Source organism: Streptomyces argenteolus, from assembly GCF_042902585.1.
Lineage (GTDB): Bacteria > Actinomycetota > Actinomycetes > Streptomycetales > Streptomycetaceae > Streptomyces > Streptomyces argenteolus.
Window position 1 is genome coordinate 471395 of record NZ_JBIBEG010000006.1, and the last position, 17548, is coordinate 488942.

The following is a 17548-nucleotide window of genomic DNA, read 5'->3' on the forward strand; positions in this document are numbered from 1 at the left end:
CGAACACACAGGAGAGACATGAGCGGCAAGGGCGCACCCGAACTGTCCGTACGCAACTGCGGGGACCTGCGGGTGGCGGTGATCGCGGCCCAGTGGCACGAGAAGGTCATGGACGGGCTGGTCGACGGGGCGCTGCGCGCCCTGCACGACCTGGGCATCGACGAGCCGACGCTGCTCCGGGTCCCCGGAAGCTTCGAGCTCCCGGTGGTCGCCAAGGTGCTCGCCGGCCGCGGCTACGACGCGATCGTCGCCCTCGGCGTGATCATCCGCGGTGGCACCCCCCACTTCGAGTACGTGTCCCAGGGCGTCACCAACGGCCTCACCCAGGTGACGGTCGACACCGGAGTGCCCGTCGGCTTCGGCGTCCTCACCTGTGACAACGAGGAACAGGCCCTGGACCGTGCCGGGCTCGAGGGTTCCAACGAGGACAAGGGGCACGAAGCGGTCACCGCGGCCGTCGCCACCGCGGCCACGCTGCGGACCGTAAGCGAACCCTGGCGCTGAGCAGTGCTCCGGGACCCCGTATTCTAAGGACCATCATGGCGAACAAAACCTTCGAAGAGCTCTTCGCCGAGCTGCAGCTCAAGGCCGCCGACGGCGACCCCTCCACCTCCCGCACCGCCGAACTGGTGGACAAGGGCGTGCATGCCATCGGCAAGAAGGTCGTCGAGGAGGCCGCCGAGGTGTGGATGGCCGCCGAGTACGAGGGCAAGGAAGCCGCCGCCGAGGAGATCTCGCAGCTGCTGTACCACGTCCAGGTGATGATGGTCGCCCGCGGGATCTCCCTCGACGACGTCTACGCCCACCTCTGAGCCACGCCGCACGCCCCCGAACATCCCTCCGCACAAAGGAAACCCGACCTCATGCTGCGCATCGCCGTCCCTAACAAGGGTTCACTCTCCGGGCCTGCGATGGCGATGCTCCATGAGGCCGGCTACCAGCAGCGCAAGGAGTCGAAGGAACTCGTCCTCGTCGACCCGTCGAACGAGGTGGAGTTCTTCTACCTGAGGCCGCGCGACATCGCGATCTACGTCAGCTCAGGCCGCCTCGACATCGGGATCACCGGCCGCGACCTCCTCCTCGACTCGGGCGCCGAGGCCGAGGAGATCCTCCAGCTCGGCTTCGCGCGCTCCACCTTCCGCTACGCCACCAAGCCCGGCACGGCCGACGGTCCCCAGGACTTCGACGGCATGACGATCGCCACCTCCTACGAGGGCATCGTCGGGGCCCACCTCGCGGAGGCGGGCGTCAAGGCGTCCGTCGTCCACCTCGACGGCGCGGTCGAGACCGCCATCGAGCTCGGTGTGGCCCAGGTCATCGCCGACGTCGTCGAGACCGGCACCAGCCTGCGCAACGCCGGACTCGAGGTGATCGGCGAGCCGATCATGACGTCGGAGGCCGTCGTGATCCGGCGCAAGGGCGCCGACGCCGAGGAACCCAAGGTCCAGCAGTTCCTGCGCCGCCTCCAGGGTGTCCTGGTCGCCCGCACGTACGTGATGATGGACTACGACTGCCGCGTCGAGCACCTGGAGCGCGCCGTCGCCCTCACGCCGGGCCTGGAGTCGCCGACCATCTCCCCGCTGCACCACGAGGGCTGGGTCGCCGTCCGGTCCATGGTCGCGTCCAAGGAAGCCCAGCGGATCATGGACGACCTGTACGAGCTGGGGGCGCGCGCCATCCTCACGACGGCCATCCACGCCTGCCGCCTCTGACCGCCGGACGGACGGCCCCGGCCGGCCCACCACACCCGGCCGGAGCCCTCCGAAGACCTCCGGAACACCGCACACCTAAGGACGACAGCGCCGCCATGTCCGCCCCCGCGACCCGGCCGCCCGGGCTTCCCTCCCTCCCGGCCACCTTCCGGCCCACCCTCACCCGAGTGGTCCTGCTCGCCGTGGGGGCGGCGACGTTCCTCGTCATCACCGTGATCGCACTGATACTGGAGAACCTCGGCCCGGGGGAGCGCGCCAGCTTCGTCCTCGTCGCCCTGCTGTTCTTCGGGGTCCTCGCCCTGCTCAGCAGGCCCCACATCACCGTGGACGAGGACGGGGTCACCGTCGTCAACATCACCCGCACCCGGCGCCTGGCCTGGGCGGAGATCCTCCGCGTCAACCTGCGTGCCGGAGACCCGTGGGTCTTCCTCGACCTCAGTGACGGCACCAGCATGCCCGCCCTCGGAATCCAGCCCGGAATGGCCAAGGAGCGGGCGATCCGTGACGCCCGGACCCTGCGCGCTCTCGCCGAATTGCACGGCAGCGGAGTGAACGACGCCACGGAGAACGGCTGAGCCCTCTGCCCCGTCGAGCCGGATCCCGATTATTCTGGGACCCGGTGGCGCACCGGGTGCGCCCCGCCCCGCAGCAGACGGCCCCCGAGGCCCGCGGGGCCCTTTCCTGCGACCCAAGGAGTGACTCCCTCCAGCAATGGACGGATCGTCCGGTAGTACCTGCGCCGCCCTCTCTCCGGAGGCGGCGGCATGACCACCCCCCTGTTGCTGCTCCTCGCGGCATTCCTTCTCATCCTCGCCAACGGATTCTTCGTGGCAGCCGAATTCGGGCTCGTCACCGTGGACCGGCCGGACGCCGAGCGCGCCGCCGCCGAAGGCGACCGCCGGGCCCGCACCGTCGTCGCGGCCCTGCGTGAACTCTCCTTCCAGCTCTCCGGCACCCAGCTCGGCATCACCGTCACCTCGCTGGTCGTCGGCATGCTCGCCGAACCCGCGCTCGCCCAGCTGCTCGCGGGACCGCTCACCACCCTCGGACTTCCCGCGGGCGCCGTCCCCGGAGCGAGCGTCGTGATCGGGATGCTGTTCGCCTCCGCCGTCCAGATGGTGGTCGGTGAACTGGTACCGAAGAACTGGGCGGTCTCCCGGCCGCTCCAGGTGGCCCGGTTCGTCGCCGGGCCCCAGCACCGCTTCTCCACCCTCCTGCGCCCGGTGATCACCGCGCTGAACACCGTCGCCAACCGGCTGGTACGGCTGCTGGGCGTCGAGCCCACCGACGAGCTGGCATCCGCCCGCACCCCCGGCGAACTGGTCTCCCTCGCCCGGCACTCCGCCGAGGCAGGCACCCTGGAGCAGGACACCGCCGACCTGTTCGTGCGCACCCTGTCCCTCGCCGGACTCACCGCCCAGCACGTCATGACCCCGCGTGTGAAGGTCAGCGCCCTGCAGTCCTCGGCGACCGCGGCGGACGTCCTCAACCTCACCCGGGCCACCGGGCTGTCCCGCTTCCCCGTCTACCGGGAGCGCATCGACGAGGTGGTCGGCATGGTGCACCTCAAGAACGCCCTGGCCGTACCCGCCCAGGACCGGCTGCGCACCCCGGTGAGCGGGATCGCCGTCCCACCGCTCCTGGTGCCGGAGTCCCTGCCCGTCGAACAGCTGCTCCAGCGGCTGCGCAGCGAGCAGCCGATAGCCGTGGTGGTCGACGAGTACGGCGGCACCGCCGGCGTCGTCACCCTGGAGGACATCATCGAGGAGCTCGTCGGCGAGGTCAGGGACGAGCACGACGCCGAGGGCGCCGACCGTCCCGAGCTGACACCCGTCGTCGCCGAGGACGGGCGCCCGGGCTGGGACGTGGAAGGCAGCACCCGGGTGCTGACCCTGCGACGGACCGGCCTCGACGTGCCCGACGGGCCGTACGAGACCGTGGCGGGGCTGGTCGCCGATCTGCTGGGGCGCATCCCCGTACCCGGTGACCGCGCGGAACTGCCCGGGTGGCGGATCTCCGTCCGCCAGGTCGGCCACTACCGCGCCGAGCGGGTCCGCTTCGTCCGCCTGGCGGACCTGCCGCCCGTGACACCGGAGCGCCTCACCCAGGACCTGATGGAGGCCGTGCGATGAGCCTCGTGCAGCTGATGTTCGCCGGCCTCCTGGTGCTGGCCAACGGCTTCTTCGTCGGCGCGGAGTTCGCACTCGTCTCCGTACGGCGCAGTCAGGTCGAACCCCTTGCCGCGGCCGGGTCGAGCCGGGCCAAGCAGGTCCTGTACGGCCTGGAGAACCTGCCGCAGATGATGGCCGCCGCCCAGTTCGGCATCACCGTCTGCTCGCTCACGCTCGGCGCGGTCGCCGAGCCGACCGTCGCCCATCTGCTGGAACCCGTCTTCCACGCGGCGCACCTGCCCGAGGGCCTGGTCCATCCGCTGGGCTTCGCGGTGGCCCTTGTCTCCGTGGTCTTCCTCCACCTCGTCATCGGCGAGATGGTCCCGAAGAACCTGGCGATGGCCGCCCCCGAGAAGACCGCGCTGTGGCTCAGCCCCGGCCTGGTCGGCTTCGCCCGGCTCTGCCGCCCGGTCACCTCGGCGCTCGGAGCCTGTGCCCGGGTCGTCCTGCGGCTCTTCAAGGTCGAGCCCAAGGACGAGGTCGAGGCCGTCTTCACCAGTGAACAGCTCAACCGGCTGGTGGAGGACTCCGGTATGGCGGGCCTGCTGGAACCGGAGGCGCAGGAACGCCTCGGGGACGCCCTCGAACTGGGCAGCCGGCCCGTGACCGACGTGCTGCTCGACCGGGCCTCCCTGGTGACGGTGGACCCCTCGGTCACCCCGCGCCGCCTGGAGGAGCTGACCGTACGGACCGGCTACTCGCGCTTTCCCGTCTGCGCGGAGGGCGGAGGCCCGTTCATGGGCTATCTGCACGTGAAGGACGTCCTGGAGCTGGAGGACGCCGAACGGGCCGTGCCCCAGCAGATCTGGCGCCCGATGGCGACCGTACGGGCCGAACTCCCGCTGGACGACGCCCTGACGGTGATGCGCCGCGCGGCCACGCACCTCGCCCAGGTCGCGGACGCCTCGGGGCGGGTGCTCGGCCTCGTCGCCATGGAGGACGTCCTGGAGATGCTCGTGGGCGAGGTCCGAGACCCGGCCCACCGGGTCTCGGTGCCCCGCCGCACGGTGGAGGCGCCGAGAGCCATGGCGCCTCTGGGCTGACCGACGTCGCCGGACGGGCCTCTCGGGGCTCGTCCGGCGGTCGGTCGGCGTGCGGTCCGGGCTCGTCCGGCGACCGGCTCTACAGCCCTCCCGGTCCCTGCTTCCCGCGGTCCACGGGCCCGCGCCCGGACAGCACCTCGCCGTACGCCTGCATCAGATCCGGCAGCCGCAGCGTGGCCAGGTCGTCCCGGTTCGGCGTGACCGTGTACCCCGAGAGCCGCAGGTCACGGTAGGCGCAGCTCTTCTCGTACAGGGTGCGCAGGAAGCGGCCGTTGCCCAGCTCGTCGATCCAGCCCTGGTCCACCACGTGCCCGCTGATGCTGCGCAGTTCGTCCAGCGACTCCTCGTCCCACACGTCGCCGTTGTCCGCGGCCAGCACCTCGCCGATCGCGGTCAGTTCGAGGGGGCGGTAGCTGGGGAAGTCCACCCGGGTGGTGAAACGCGAGGAGAGCCCGGGGTTGGTGGAGAGCAGCCGGTCCATGCCCTCCGGATAGCCGGCGAGTATGACGACCAGGTGGTCCCGGTTGTCCTCGGCACGCTTCAGGAGGACCTGAAGAGCCTCGTCGCCGTACGCGTCCCCCTTGCTGTAGCCGGAGTTGGAGAGGCTGTACGCCTCGTCGACGAACAGCACCCCGCCGAGGGCCGAATCGATCAGCTCGTTGGCCTTCACCGCCGTCTGGCCGAGGAACTCGCCCACCAGATCGGACCGTTGGGCCTCCACCAGATGATCGCCGCCGAGCAGCCCGAGTGCGTAGAACACCCGGCCCAGGATGCGGGCGACCGTGGTCTTGCCCGTCCCGGAGGGGCCGGAGAAGACGAAGTGGCGCTTCGGCGGCTGCACCGGCAAGCCCTGCTCCGCCCGCAGCCGCGCCATGTTCAGCTGCGCCGACAGGGCTCTGACCTGGCGTTTCACGGGTTCCAGGCCGACCATGCGCTCCAGCTCGGCCAGCGCCTCGGCGAGCAGCGCGGGATCGCTGGGGCCGGCGGGGAAGACGGCCGTCCTCGGCGGGCCCGGCTTCTCCCGCGCACCGCAGCCGGAACCGGGCGGCGGAACCCCGGCGCCGGACAGCAGCAGCGGATCACCGCCGAGCCAGGGCTCCCGCCCGTCCACCAGATCCGTACCGGGGACCGTGTCACCGTCCGGCTGGGCCTCCGTGCCCGCCCCGTCCGAGCCGAAGCCGGCCAGCGAGACCGCGGCGAGATCGGCCGCCTCGTCGAAACCGTCCCCCTCGGAGATGGCGGCGAGCCTGGCCGAGGTGTCCATGAAGGCCGGGTCGACGCGGTGCACCGCCCGGTACAGCGGCAGGGCCGCCGCACTGCGGCCGGTGCCCTCGTGCGCCCGCGCCAGCCAGTAGCGCAGCTCCTTGCGCTGCGGCTGCTCGCTCCGGCAGCGCATCAACGCGGCGGCCAGGAGGGGTTCCGCCTGCCCGTACATCTCCAGGCGCACCCGGGCCATCCCGCCGAAGAGCCCCGCCTCGATGCCGAGCAGCGGATCGTCGAGGAGCTGTTCCGTCGTGCGGACCAGCTGCTCCCAGTCCTTGACCAGATAGGAGCGGCAGGCGTGAAGGAAACGGACCTGCGGATCGGCGTCGACCGGTGGCAGACCCGCCAGCGCGCGGTCCAGCTCCGGCACATGGCGGCCGTCCAGCCAGTGCGAGGCGTGCGCGAGCAGCAGGTCGCGCGGGCTCTCCAGCACCGGTTGCACCCACCAGCCCAGCCAGTACCACGAGTTGAGTGTGCGGCGATGGCGTTTGCGCTGCTCCCCGAAGCGCTCGCGGTGGCGATACATGCGCAACAGCGCGGTGGTGGTGTCGATCCGCAGCGCGTGGAGTCCCAGCCAGCCGTCGGCCATACCGGGGTCGAAACGCACCGCCGTCCTGAACTCCTCCTCTGCCTGCGGGTACGCGCCCATGGTGTAGGCGTCCACCCCGCGCAGCCAGGCGAGGTCGGCCGGGGCCTGTGCGCCCTGCGTGCCGATGTCCATCAGGTCCCCCACAAACCGTGCCCCCACGAATGTCCCGCCCGCACAGCATGCCCAGCGCAGCACGCCTAATCACCGTCCCGGGGACGGGAATTGACCACACCGAGACGCATCGTACCTGCACAGGGAGTGAGCGGTTAAGGGCGTAACCGGCGCTTCGGGGGAGGTCACCGAGCGTGAGTGGACGCGGCTTCCCGACGTCTCACGAGGGCAGGACGAAGCCCCCGATCACGGGGGAACAACCGGGGGCTTCGCGTCTGCGGGGGGCTCCGAAAAGCCCCACATCGAGAACGTAAGACCTGTACGGCCCCTTGGTCAAGCCGAGTTGGGGCACTTCCGGGGTGTCTTCCGGCGGGCCGGTATGCCAACCCTCATCCTTCACTCTCCGTGAGGATTCGACTCGTCCCCGCAGTCACGCGAGGGCCTTTCAGCCACGCGTATCCCGTGGGCATCTGCCGTATCACCGCGTCCGCGAACGGGTGGGACGGGTCGTCGGCGAAATGCCGCCGCTCGGCCACGGTCCAGCCGTCCCAGAACTCCGAGAGCGCCGGGCCGTCACGGCGCCTGCCCCGTGCCCAGGACGCCGCGCTCCCGCCCTCCATCCACAGCAGTCCCGCGAGAAACGGCCGTACCGCGGCGCGGCCGGCCCCCACTCCCTCGACCAGCATGACGGGGGCGGGCTCCAGGCTCCTCGGCGGCCCGAACCGCCGGGCCGTCCAGTCGTACGGGGCGTACCGCGCGGTCTCGCCCCGGGAGAGCGGATCCAGGACCTGGCTCCTGAGCCTGTCCGTCCACGCGAAGAGCCCGTCATGGGTGGCCAGGTCGTCCAGGTGCAGTACGGGGGCGTCGCCGAGCGCCGTGGCCAGCCGGCCCGCGAAGGTGCTCTTGCCCGAACCCGCGTGGCCGTCCACGGCGATCAGCCGCACCGGCCCGCAGGACGGCGGCAGGGAGCGCAGCCGACGCGCGCGGTCCGCCAGGTCGTTCATGGCTCCACCCTACGAGGGGGAGCGGCGGGGGCGTCCCGGGTGCGCGCACGTCACGCCAGTGGACCAGACCAATATTGCTCGTGCGGCGCGGGGTGAATCACTGGCAGGATCCGGCCGCGACCCGCGATAGTTGGCCCGATCGGCACCCGCAGCCCCAATCCGCTCACACGACCGGGGGTCTCGCCCATGAACAGACCGACATCTCGCAGGACCGTGCTCGCCGCCGCGATCGCGGCGGCGGCCGGCGCCGGCGCGGTGGCCTCCACCGCTCAGGCCGCCGCTCCCTCCGGCACCTCCTCTTCCTCCCCGGCGGCCTCGCTCGTGGACAACCGCTTCTGGACGACGTACTCCGACTGGCGTTCCGGCGCGGCAGAGGGCACCCGCGCCGTGGCCGGCCGCAGGGCAGGCCTGGTGATCTCCACCCCCGCCGGGAGCACCGACTACACCGACCCGCACACCGGCACCACCCGCACCTGGGAGTACGCGACCTGGACATCGCCGGTCCACCGCTCCTCGGTCCCGGCCACCGAGGTGATCGCCTCCTGGAACGCGCAGACCCCGCAGGGCACCTGGATCCAGGTCGAGCTGGGCGGCAGCTACTCGGACGGCACGCAGACGCCCTGGTACGTGATGGGCCGCTGGGCCGCCGGCGACACCGACATCCGCCGGACCTCCGTGGACGACCAGACCGACGGCAGGAGCACGATCTGGACCGACACCTTCTCGGTGGACGACGCCGCGAGCGGGCTGCGCCTGGTCTCGTACCGGTTGCGGCTCACCCTGTACCGCACCCCCGGCACCCGGCTCACCCCCACCGTCCACCGCCTCGGTGCCATGGCCTCGGACGTCCCTGACCGCTTCACCGTCCCGGCCACCGCTCCCGGCGTCACGCGCGAACTCGCCGTGCCCCGCTACTCCCAGAACGTCCACGTGGGGGAGTACCCGGAGTACGACAACGGCGGCGAGGCCTGGTGCAGTCCGACCTCCTCGCAGATGATCATCGAATACTGGGGCCGGCGTCCCACGGCCGAGGACCTCGCCTGGGTCAAGCCCGGCCTCGCCGACCCCCAGGTCTGCCACGCCGCCCGCCAGACCTTCGACTACCAGTACGAGGGCTGTGGCAACTGGCCGTTCAACGCCGCCTACGCCTCGACCTACCGGGACATGAGCGCCGCCGTGACCCGGCTCGGGTCGCTGACCGAACTGGAGGCGCTGATCGGCGCGGGCATCCCGGTCATCACGTCCCAGTCGTTCTTCAAGGGGGAGCTGACCGGTGCGGGTTACGGCACCTCGGGCCACCTGATGACGGTCATCGGCTTCACGGCCGAGGGCGACGTGATCGCGAACGACCCCGCGTCACCCGACAACGACGCGGTCCGCCACGTCTACGTCCGGCGGGAGTGGGAGAACATCTGGCTCCGGACGAAGCGCTACGACGCGAACGGGGCGGTCAGGGGCGGCACGGGCGGCGTCTGTTACGTCTACTGGCCCGCACTGCCGACCGCGCGTCAGCGCCTCGTGCTCCGGTCGCTCGGCCTGCTGTGACCGTGTGAGGCCCACGGCCGCCGTCTCCCGGCGGCCGTGGGGCGGCCTGCTCGGTCCACCCGGGCGTGGCCCCACACCGCCGGAGACCGGAGACGGCTGATGATCCACGGCCACGGGAGTCCGCCGGGCCCGCCCGTGACAGGCCCCGGCGGAAATGCGTTTCCGTCGAGGACGGGAGGAGGCGCAGACTCGCGCCATGACTGACATGGGGGCGTTCAGGGACGCGGTCGTCGCATGGGCGGCCGACGGCCCCGGCGACGACGCACGCCGGCTGGCCGCGCGACTGGACGTACGGGCGGCCGTCCTGCTGGAAGGGCCCAGCGATGTCGCCGCGGTCGACGCGCTGGCGCGGAGCAGGGGCCGGGACCTGGCGGCCGAAGGAATCTGTGTCCTGCCGATGGGCGGTGCCATGAGCATCGCCCGTTTCGCCCACATCCTCGGGCCCCCCGGTCTCGGCCTCCGGCTCACCGGGCTGTGCGACGAGGCGGAGTACCCCTTCTACGCCCGGGGGCTCACGCGGGCCGGAGCGCCGGAGCAGGGGTTCTTCGTCTGCGCGGCGGACCTGGAGGACGAACTCATCCGCGCCCTCGGACCGGAGCGGGTGGCGGAGCTCGTCCGGGCCGAGGGCGACCTGCGCGCCCTTCAGACCTTCCTGCGCCAGCCGGCGCAGCGGGGCCGCACCCCGCGACAGCAGCTGCGGCGCTTCCTCGGTACGAAGAAGGGGCGCAAGATCCACTACGGCCGGGTCCTCGTCGAGGCCCTCGGTACCGGCCGCGTGCCCGCCCCGCTCGACGGCCTCCTCGCGACCCTCTGACGGCCGACGTCAGGGCCACTGCCCGCCACCGTGGAGCCGGTGTCCAGGGCCGGTGTCCAGGGCCTGCCCCGGCGGGCCGTCGGACGCCGCCCGTGCCGCCGACGGGGGGCGCTTCTCCGGACCGGGGAACCGGGGCGCTCAGGACAGGCCGCGGAGGGAGCCGTGCCCCGGCCCGTCGTCCCGCACCGGCCGATGCCCGGCGCCAGGGCCGGCGCCTCGCGCCCCCTCACGTCGATCGGCGAGAGGCCGTACGCGTCGGTGTACGTGCGCCGGTCGGTGTCGACGTCCAGAGCCCGCCGCCCGCCCGCGCGGACATCGGCCGGACGATCGCCGCCGGACCGCGTGTGCCGCGACCCACCCCGGAGCTGTGGCGTGGCACACACCCGGTCCGGCGGCACCGTGCCCAGACCCAGGAGGGACACGGGAGAACGGCTCCGCCCGGTGCGGCACCCCCGGGGGCTGTGACCCGGATCTCTACCGCGCCGCACGCCTCCGCTGGCACTGTGGTCGGGTCACGGGGGACCCCCACCACCGCACGACCGAGCGAGATGCCATGACCGCCACCGCAGCCGAGAAGACCACCCACGCCCGCCGCGCCCGTACCGGCGGCCCCGAGGACGGTCCGAAGATCCTCGAACACATCCTCGGCTGGACGCTCGTCGTCGTCCTCGCCATGTTCGTCACCCAGGCCGGGCTCATGTGAGCTGACCTGCGAGGGCCCCTCATGACGGGTGGGGTGGGGCGCCCGCCCGGCACCCCACCCCTGACCCGCCCTGTGACGCGTCTACCCCGCCTCGGCTAGTTGATGGCCCTGATGAGCTCACCGTCCGCCGTGTCACCGCTGAGCTCCCAGAAGAAGGTCCCGCCGAGGCCCTGCTGGTTCTTGTAGTCCATCTTCGTGGCGATGGTGGCCGGGGTGTCGTAGCTCCACCAGTCGTGGCCGCAGTGGGCGTACGCCGTCCCGGCGACCGTGCCCGTGGCCGGGCAGCTGTTCTTCAGCACCTTGTAGTCCTCGATGCCTGCCTCGTACGTCCCCGGCGCGGCTCCCGTCGCCGTGCCGCCGGGCTCGGACTGCGTGACGCCGGTCCAGCCCCGGCCGTAGAAGCCGATGCCCAGCAGCAGCTTCTCCGCCGGGATGCCCAGTCCCTTGAGCTTGGAGATCGCCGCGTCGCTGTCGAACCCCTCCGTCGGGATACCCGGGTAGGAGGTCAGCGGGGAGTGCGGAGCGGTCGGTCCCTGCGCCGCGAAGGCACCGAAGAAGTCGTACGTCATCGGGTTGTACCAGTCGAGGTACCGCGCCGCCCCCGCGTAGTCCACGGCATCGATCTTGCCCCCGTCGGAGCCGTCGGCGGTGATCGCCGAAGTGATCAGGTTGCCGGTGCCGAACTTCGCACGCAGCGCCGACAGGAGGTTGCCGTAGGCGTCGCGTCCGCTGGTGTCGCAGGTCAGGCCGCAGGCGTTCGGGTACTCCCAGTCGATGTCGATGCCGTCGAACACGTCGGCCCAGCGCGGGTCCTCGACCAGGTCGTAGCAGGAAGCGGCAAAGGCCGCCGGATTCCGCGCGGCCTCGGCGAAGCCGCCGGACCAGCTCCAGCCGCCGAAGGACCAGATGACCTTGAGGTCCGGGTGGACCTTCTTCAGCTTCCGCAACTGGTTGAAGTTGCCCCGCAGTTCCTGGTCCCAGGTGTCCGCGACGCCGTCCACGGACTGCTCCGCCGTGTAGGCCTTCTCGTAGTCGGCGTAGCTGTCCCCGATGGTGCACCTGCCGCCCTGGACGTTGCCGAAGGCGTAGTTGATGTGGGTGAGCTTGGCCGCCGATCCCGAGGTCTCGATGTTCTTGACGTGGTAATCGCGCTGGTAGACGCCCCAGTTGGTAAAGTATCCGACCACTTTGTCACCCGCCGCGGTGGGGGCGGCCTCGGCGGCTGCGGGCGTCGGGGCGGTGGGGGCCGCGCCTGCCGGGGAGGTGCCGGCGAGGCCGAGCAGGGCGGCGCCGAGCGCGGCGGAACAGAGGGTGGCGGCGAGCGCCTTGAGGCGTGCGTGGGGGCGGCGAAGTCCGGTCATGGTGGCTCCTCGTGGGGGAGGGCTTGGTCGTGGGGGTGCTGCCCGGTCCAGCCGTGGGGTGACATGGACCTGATAAGACATTGGGGGAGACCGTAGAAGGACTAGACCAGTTGGGTCAATGGTTCGGACCAATTTCCCTGATCACCGGGGTGAGGGCCCGGTGACGGACGCGCTCCGATCGGGCATACTGCGACGCGCCACAGCCGCTGGCCAGCGCCTCCCGTGATCCGGGAAGGCAGGATCGGCTGGGGAGCCGTAGATTTTCCGGGCAGCGCCCGGGACAACCCGGCGGTGCCGCGCACACCCCGCGCGACCGCCGCAACGCCCGACAGGGAGGAGAGCGCCGTCATGTCCGACCGTGCCCAGCAGCCGGTGGAACGCCGACTGCCCACCGAGGAGTCCCGGCAGCTCGTCGAGCTCGTACGCGACATCGTGTCGAAGGAGATCGCTCCCCGGGCGGCCGACGAGGAGGAGGCGGGCGTCTTCCCGCGCGCGGTCTTCACCCTGCTCTCCGAGTCGGGACTGCTCGGACTGCCCTACGACTCCGCGCACGGGGGCGGCGACCAGCCGTACGAGGTCTACCTCCAGGTCCTCGAAGAGCTCGCGGCCGCCCGGCTCACCGTCGGCCTCGGCGTCAGCGTCCACTCCCTGGCCTGTCACGCGCTCGCGGGCTACGGCACCGAGGAGCAGCGGGCCGCCCACCTCCCCGCGATGCTCTCCGGCGGCCTGCTCGGCGCCTACTGCCTCTCCGAGCCCGCCTCGGGCTCCGACGCCGCCTCGCTGCGCACCAAGGCCGTACGGGACGGCGAGGACTGGGTGCTCACCGGGACCAAGGCGTGGATCACGCACGGCGGCATCGCCGACTTCTACACCGTGCTGGCCCGCACGGGCGAGGACGGCCCCCGCGGCATCACCGCGTTCCTCGTCCCCGGCGGCGCCGACGGGCTCAACGCGGCGGCACCCGAGAAGAAGATGGGCATGAAGGGCTCGCCCACCGCCCAGCTCCACTTCGACGGGGTACGGATCGCGGACGACCGGCGCATCGGCGAGGAGGGACAGGGCTTCGCCATCGCCCTGTCCGCACTCGACTCCGGGCGGCTGGGAATCGCCGCCTGCGCCATCGGCGTCGCCCAGGCGGCCCTGGACGAGGCGATCGGATACGCCACGGGGCGCCGCCAGTTCGGCCGTCCCATCGCCGACTTCCAGGGGCTGCGCTTCATGCTCGCCGACATGGCCACCCGGATCGAGGCGGGCCGGGCGCTCTACCTGGAGGCGGCGCGGCTCCGTGACGCCGGCCTGCCGTTCTCGCGGCAGGCGGCGATGGCCAAGCTGTTCTGCACCGACACGGCCATGGGGGTGGCCACCGACGCGGTCCAGGTGCTCGGGGGCTACGGCTACACCCTCGACTTCCCCGTGGAACGCCTGATGCGCGAGGCCAAGGTGCTCCAGATCGTCGAGGGCACCAATCAGATCCAGCGGATGGTCATCGCCCGTCACCTCGCGGGTCCCGAGACGCGTTGACCCGGACCGGCCGGTCCGACCAGACGGGTGTCGTCATGATCCGGTTCCACTCCTGGTCATGACGGCCCGGCATCGTCCGGCCCGTGCTCTCCCAATGCCGCAGCATGGCGCGGTAGATGGGCGGGTCGGTGGTGTGGGGCACGGACTGGCGAGGGGACTCGCGGGGCGGCTGTCCGGGCTGCGGAACCGATTCTCCGGCCGCCGGGGTGGCGAGACGGCGGCGGGCGGGGCCGGCCGTCGAATGCAGGGTGGTCATACAGGACCAACGCCCGTACGGGGCCCGGAGTCACTGTCCGGCCGATTCGCGCGCCCGTTCCTCGGGTACCCGCTCACCGGCCGTCCGGTGAACTGTCCGCACCACGCCGGTCCGGCCGTCGTGGTGCGCGCAGTGAGGGTGCGTGTGCGGTCCGCGGGCGGACCTCAGGCGGCCTGGCGCCGCGTCTGCGGGACGTACTGCCGGGGGCGCGAGCCCGGACCGCCGGCGTGCGAGAACGGCTGCGTCCGCCAGTCAAGCCCCTGAGGCAGCGTCAACAGCAGCGCCGTCTCCTGCTCCTGGGCCTCCAGCGACTCGTCGGCGGGACGCGCGAGGGAGGCGTCACGGGCCGTACCGGGGCACACGGTGAGCACGAACGGGTTCCACGGCGTCGGGCAGAGCGCGTGTTCGGGAAGCACGTCCTCGTCCGCCAGCAGGGCGATCGGCTGCGTGCAGTCCGGGCAGATCACCCGGTACATCTCGAAGGTGTCGTACGCGTCGGGAACGCCGTCCTCGTCCGGTTCCGCGAATGCGTCGGACTCCGGTTCGGTACGTCCGGTGATCTTCAGGCTCTGCATGGATTTTCCCCCCTCGGGTGGGCCGGTGAGCCGCCACGGCCCCGGCCACAGCAAGCACTTCCCGTCAGGGGTCACCCGTAACCGCGAGGTGGTCGGCTACCCACCCGTAAACTTGTGGCATTCGTCACACCCCCCTCGAACGTGCCATTCGAGGGCGCCCACGACTGTGCCTGGAGGGACCTGGGGCCATAGGTTGATCCGCATGGAGGAGCTGGACCGTCAAATCGTGGAGTTGCTCGTCAAGGACGGGCGGATGAGCTACACCGACCTGGGCAAGGCCACCGGCCTGTCCACCTCGGCCGTTCATCAGCGAGTCCGCCGGCTGGAGCAGCGCGGGGTGATCCGGGGCTACGCCGCGGTCGTCGACCCCGAGGCCGTCGGCCTGCCCCTCACCGCGTTCATCTCGGTGAAACCCTTCGACCCGAGCGCCCCCGACGACATCGCCGAACGGCTCGCGGGTGTGCCGGAGCTGGAGGCCTGCCACAGCGTCGCGGGCGACGAGAACTACATCCTGAAGGTGCGGGTCTCCAGCCCTCTCGAACTGGAGCACCTGCTGACCCGCATCCGCACACTGGCGGGGGTCTCCACGCGTACGACCGTCGTCCTGTCCACGCCGTACGAGGCGCGTCCGCCCCGCGTCTGAGGCGCGTCCGCCCCCGCGCACGCGGCGCGTCCGCCCCGCGCGTGAGAGTCCTGACGGACGCGGCCGGCACCGGCGAGGGAGGGGGTGCGGGCGGCGCGGGCCGGGGCAGGCGCGAGACTGGTCCCATGACCGAGAGCACCGCCCCCCAGAGCGAACACCGCACCGTGCTGCTGCGCGGTGGAGACGTCCACAGCCCCGCCGACCCGTTCGCCACCGCGATGGTGGTCGAACGCGGCCATGTCGCATGGGTGGGCTCCGAGGGGGCCGCCGACGCCTTCGCGAGCGGCGTCGACGAAGTGATCGACCTGGAAGGTGCGCTGGTCACCCCGGCCTTCACCGACTCCCACGTCCACACCACGTCGACCGGGCTCGCCCTCACCGGGCTGGACCTCTCCGGCGCGCGCACTCTCGACGAGGCCCTCGGACTCGTCCGCGCCTTCGCGCGGGCGAACCCGGCGCGGAGCGTGATCCTCGGCCACGGATGGGACGCCACCCGGTGGCCCGGTCAGCAGCCCCCCTCCCGCGCCGAACTCGACGAGGCGGCAGGCGGCCGGGCGGTCTACCTGCCCCGGGTGGACGTCCACTCCGCCGTCGTGACCTCCGCGCTCCTCGACCTCGTCCCCGGCGTCACCGCGCTCGACGGCTACCACCCCGACGCCCCGCTGACCGGCGACGCCCACCACGCCGTTCGCGCGGCGGCCCACCGCGCCGTCACCCCACGGCAGAGGACGGAGGCGCAGCGCGCCGCCCTCGCCCGGGCCGCCTCGCTCGGCATCGGAACGGTGCACGAGTGCGCGGGCCCCGAGATCTCGGACGAGGAGGACTTCACCGGGCTGCTCGCACTCGCCGCCCAGGAGCCCGGCCCCCGGGTCTTCGGCTACTGGGCCGAGCACATCGAGGACGAGAAGGGCGCCCACCGGGTCCGTGAACTCGGCGCCGCCGGGGCCGCGGGCGACCTCTTCGTCGACGGCTCGCTGGGCTCGCACACCGCCCTCCTGCACGAGCCGTACGCCGACACCCCGCACACCGGAAGCGCCCGGCTGGACGCCCGCCAGATCGCCGCCCACGTGACGGCGTGCACCGAGGCGGGGCTGCAGGCCGGGTTCCACGCCATCGGTGACGCGGCGGTCTCCGCCGTCGTCGCGGGCGTCAGGGCCGCCTCCGAGACGCTCGGACTCGCCCGTGTGCGGGCCGCCAGGCACCGGATCGAGCACGCCGAGATGCTCACCCCGGAGACCGTGGCCGCCTTCGCGGAACTCGGCCTGACCGCCTCCGTCCAGCCCGCCTTCGACGCCGCGTGGGGCGGCCCCGACGGCATGTACGCCCAGCGCCTGGGCGCGGAGCGTGCGGCGACCCTCAACCCGTACGCCGCCCTGCTGCGCGCCGGCGTGCCCCTCGCGTTCGGCTCGGACAGCCCGGTCACGGCGCTCGACCCCTGGGGGACCGTGCGGGCCGCGGCCCACCACCGCACTCCGGAGCACCGGGTCTCCGTACGCGCCGGGTTCACGGCCCACACCCGGGGCGGCTGGCGGGCCGTCGGCCGTGACGACGCGGGTGTGCTCGTACCGGGAGCCCCCGCCGACTACGCCGTCTGGCGTACCGGCGAACTGCTGGTCCAGGCGCCGGACGACAGGGTGGCGCGGTGGTCGACCGACCCCCGTTCCGGCACCCCTGGCCTGCCGGATCTCACCCCGGGCGCGGAGCTTCCGGTCTGCCTGCGCACGGTCGTCCTCGGGCGAACCGTCTACGTGAGGCCGAACGAGTGACGTCGCGATCTTCCTTACCGCCGATCGTAGGCGGGCGGACTCTGCCGCCACCTGGGAGTCCTCCCCGCTGACCAGGCGTTTCTCGGCGAAGCCGCAGGTCGGACGACTGTTGACAGGGAGCGCCCACGGGCCGGTAGGTTCGGCCGGGTCCACCACTGGACGTCCGACCGGTCAGACCTCCCCGCAGTCGTCGAACGCCGCTGGGTCATGAGGTGGTGTGCCGCACCGGTGCACCACCACTGGCAGCCAGGTTCAGCGCTCGCGCCTCGGGGGCGAGGGAAGGTTTCGGCTGGGCGGTAGGTGTGACCCGGGTGGGGCCCGGAGGTTCAGTAGACAACGGCCTTCGGCCGACCCGCAGCCAGCGGGTCCCAGGTCGGCCCGAAGGACACCGGGCCCCGACCCGCAGCGCTGTCCTTCTGTCCGCAGTTCCACGTTTCTGTCCACGCGTGCCGCGCCACCCCGTGACCGCGT

General features: G+C 72.1%; 16 protein-coding genes. 12 read left to right on the forward strand and 4 right to left on the reverse strand.

Annotated elements, in window-relative coordinates:
* Positions 1–18: 18 nt before the first annotated feature.
* The 6 genes from ribH to ACFY8O_RS23420 all read left to right on the forward strand — a co-directional run bounded on the left by ribH (position 19) and on the right by ACFY8O_RS23420 (position 4926).
* Positions 19–504, forward strand: a complete 486-nt coding sequence (gene ribH, locus ACFY8O_RS23395; protein ID WP_073751806.1) for a 6,7-dimethyl-8-ribityllumazine synthase — start codon at positions 19–21, stop codon at positions 502–504.
* Between the two features lie 35 nt (positions 505–539).
* Positions 540–812, forward strand: coding sequence for a phosphoribosyl-ATP diphosphatase (locus tag ACFY8O_RS23400; protein ID WP_031097852.1), 273 nt, complete (start codon positions 540–542; stop codon positions 810–812).
* 51 nt (positions 813–863) lie between these two features.
* Entirely contained in the window at positions 864–1712 is an 849-nt protein-coding gene (hisG, locus tag ACFY8O_RS23405) for an ATP phosphoribosyltransferase (RefSeq protein ID WP_145812475.1), read from the forward strand.
* 95 nt (positions 1713–1807) lie between these two features.
* Positions 1808–2287, forward strand: coding sequence for a PH domain-containing protein (locus tag ACFY8O_RS23410; protein ID WP_387905285.1), 480 nt, complete (start codon positions 1808–1810; stop codon positions 2285–2287).
* 189 nt (positions 2288–2476) lie between these two features.
* Positions 2477–3844, forward strand: coding sequence for a hemolysin family protein (locus ACFY8O_RS23415; protein WP_387905287.1), 1368 nt, complete (start codon positions 2477–2479; stop codon positions 3842–3844).
* Entirely contained in the window at positions 3841–4926 is a 1086-nt protein-coding gene (locus ACFY8O_RS23420) for a hemolysin family protein (protein WP_145812482.1), read from the forward strand. The genes ACFY8O_RS23415 and ACFY8O_RS23420 overlap by 4 nt, the downstream gene beginning before the upstream one ends.
* Before the next feature lie 79 nt (positions 4927–5005).
* Here ACFY8O_RS23420 and ACFY8O_RS23425 read toward each other — a convergent pair whose 3' ends face one another.
* Both ACFY8O_RS23425 and ACFY8O_RS23430 read right to left on the reverse strand, forming a co-directional pair.
* Positions 5006–6910: an AAA family ATPase gene (locus ACFY8O_RS23425; protein WP_387905291.1), complete on the reverse strand. Its 1905-nt coding sequence runs from the start codon at positions 6908–6910 to the stop codon at positions 5006–5008.
* A gap of 368 nt (positions 6911–7278) precedes the next feature.
* Complete coding sequence (locus ACFY8O_RS23430) at positions 7279–7893, reverse strand: uridine kinase family protein (protein WP_387905293.1); 615 nt, start codon at positions 7891–7893, stop codon at positions 7279–7281.
* 186 nt (positions 7894–8079) lie between these two features.
* On the opposite strand from ACFY8O_RS23430, the gene ACFY8O_RS23435 reads away from it, so the two are divergent.
* The 3 genes from ACFY8O_RS23435 (at position 8080) to ACFY8O_RS23445 (ending at position 10955) form a co-directional block, all read left to right on the forward strand.
* The gene (locus ACFY8O_RS23435) at positions 8080–9438 is read left to right on the forward strand and encodes a peptidase C39 family protein (RefSeq protein ID WP_387905295.1); all 1359 of its coding nucleotides are present in this window, start codon (positions 8080–8082) and stop codon (positions 9436–9438) included.
* Positions 9439–9634: 196 nt separating this feature from the next.
* Positions 9635–10252: a TOPRIM nucleotidyl transferase/hydrolase domain-containing protein gene (locus ACFY8O_RS23440; RefSeq protein ID WP_387905298.1), complete on the forward strand. Its 618-nt coding sequence runs from the start codon at positions 9635–9637 to the stop codon at positions 10250–10252.
* Between the two features lie 553 nt (positions 10253–10805).
* Entirely contained in the window at positions 10806–10955 is a 150-nt protein-coding gene (locus ACFY8O_RS23445) for an SCO1431 family membrane protein (protein WP_145812495.1), read from the forward strand.
* Between the two features lie 95 nt (positions 10956–11050).
* Here ACFY8O_RS23445 and ACFY8O_RS23450 read toward each other — a convergent pair whose 3' ends face one another.
* A complete protein-coding gene (locus ACFY8O_RS23450) occupies positions 11051–12316 on the reverse strand; it encodes a glycoside hydrolase family 18 protein (protein WP_387905301.1) in 1266 nt (421 codons plus the stop codon).
* 348 nt (positions 12317–12664) lie between these two features.
* On the opposite strand from ACFY8O_RS23450, the gene ACFY8O_RS23455 reads away from it, so the two are divergent.
* Positions 12665–13837 carry an acyl-CoA dehydrogenase family protein gene (locus tag ACFY8O_RS23455; protein ID WP_387905304.1) on the forward strand — a complete coding sequence of 391 codons (1173 nt, stop codon included), beginning with the start codon at positions 12665–12667 and terminating at the stop codon, positions 13835–13837.
* 420 nt (positions 13838–14257) lie between these two features.
* Here the strand turns inward: ACFY8O_RS23455 and ACFY8O_RS23460 are convergent, their stop codons facing one another.
* Positions 14258–14668, reverse strand: a complete 411-nt coding sequence (locus ACFY8O_RS23460; RefSeq protein ID WP_145812501.1) for a hypothetical protein — start codon at positions 14666–14668, stop codon at positions 14258–14260.
* A gap of 202 nt (positions 14669–14870) precedes the next feature.
* Here ACFY8O_RS23460 and ACFY8O_RS23465 point away from each other — a divergent pair, with 202 nt between their 5' ends.
* Positions 14871–15311 carry an Lrp/AsnC family transcriptional regulator gene (locus ACFY8O_RS23465; protein WP_014157449.1) on the forward strand — a complete coding sequence of 147 codons (441 nt, stop codon included), beginning with the start codon at positions 14871–14873 and terminating at the stop codon, positions 15309–15311.
* A gap of 125 nt (positions 15312–15436) precedes the next feature.
* A complete protein-coding gene (locus ACFY8O_RS23470; RefSeq protein ID WP_387905307.1) occupies positions 15437–17077 on the forward strand; it encodes an amidohydrolase in 1641 nt (546 codons plus the stop codon).
* Positions 17078–17548: the final 471 nt, after the last annotated feature.

What these genes read in the sequence shown, in the direction of transcription:
- ribH (WP_073751806.1), top strand. Translation starts at nt 19, where the DNA reads ATGAGCGGCAAGGGCGCACCCGAACTGTCCGTACGCAACTGCGGGGAC.
- ACFY8O_RS23400 (WP_031097852.1), top strand. Translation starts at nt 540, where the DNA reads ATGGCGAACAAAACCTTCGAAGAGCTCTTCGCCGAGCTGCAGCTCAAG.
- hisG (WP_145812475.1), top strand. Translation starts at nt 864, where the DNA reads ATGCTGCGCATCGCCGTCCCTAACAAGGGTTCACTCTCCGGGCCTGCG.
- ACFY8O_RS23410 (WP_387905285.1), top strand. Translation starts at nt 1,808, where the DNA reads ATGTCCGCCCCCGCGACCCGGCCGCCCGGGCTTCCCTCCCTCCCGGCC.
- ACFY8O_RS23415 (WP_387905287.1), top strand. Translation starts at nt 2,477, where the DNA reads ATGACCACCCCCCTGTTGCTGCTCCTCGCGGCATTCCTTCTCATCCTC.
- ACFY8O_RS23420 (WP_145812482.1), top strand. Translation starts at nt 3,841, where the DNA reads ATGAGCCTCGTGCAGCTGATGTTCGCCGGCCTCCTGGTGCTGGCCAAC.
- ACFY8O_RS23425 (WP_387905291.1), bottom strand. Translation starts at nt 6,910, where the DNA reads ATGGACATCGGCACGCAGGGCGCACAGGCCCCGGCCGACCTCGCCTGG.
- ACFY8O_RS23430 (WP_387905293.1), bottom strand. Translation starts at nt 7,893, where the DNA reads ATGAACGACCTGGCGGACCGCGCGCGTCGGCTGCGCTCCCTGCCGCCG.
- ACFY8O_RS23435 (WP_387905295.1), top strand. Translation starts at nt 8,080, where the DNA reads ATGAACAGACCGACATCTCGCAGGACCGTGCTCGCCGCCGCGATCGCG.
- ACFY8O_RS23440 (WP_387905298.1), top strand. Translation starts at nt 9,635, where the DNA reads ATGACTGACATGGGGGCGTTCAGGGACGCGGTCGTCGCATGGGCGGCC.
- ACFY8O_RS23445 (WP_145812495.1), top strand. Translation starts at nt 10,806, where the DNA reads ATGACCGCCACCGCAGCCGAGAAGACCACCCACGCCCGCCGCGCCCGT.
- ACFY8O_RS23450 (WP_387905301.1), bottom strand. Translation starts at nt 12,316, where the DNA reads ATGACCGGACTTCGCCGCCCCCACGCACGCCTCAAGGCGCTCGCCGCC.
- ACFY8O_RS23455 (WP_387905304.1), top strand. Translation starts at nt 12,665, where the DNA reads ATGTCCGACCGTGCCCAGCAGCCGGTGGAACGCCGACTGCCCACCGAG.
- ACFY8O_RS23460 (WP_145812501.1), bottom strand. Translation starts at nt 14,668, where the DNA reads ATGCAGAGCCTGAAGATCACCGGACGTACCGAACCGGAGTCCGACGCA.
- ACFY8O_RS23465 (WP_014157449.1), top strand. Translation starts at nt 14,871, where the DNA reads ATGGAGGAGCTGGACCGTCAAATCGTGGAGTTGCTCGTCAAGGACGGG.
- ACFY8O_RS23470 (WP_387905307.1), top strand. Translation starts at nt 15,437, where the DNA reads ATGACCGAGAGCACCGCCCCCCAGAGCGAACACCGCACCGTGCTGCTG.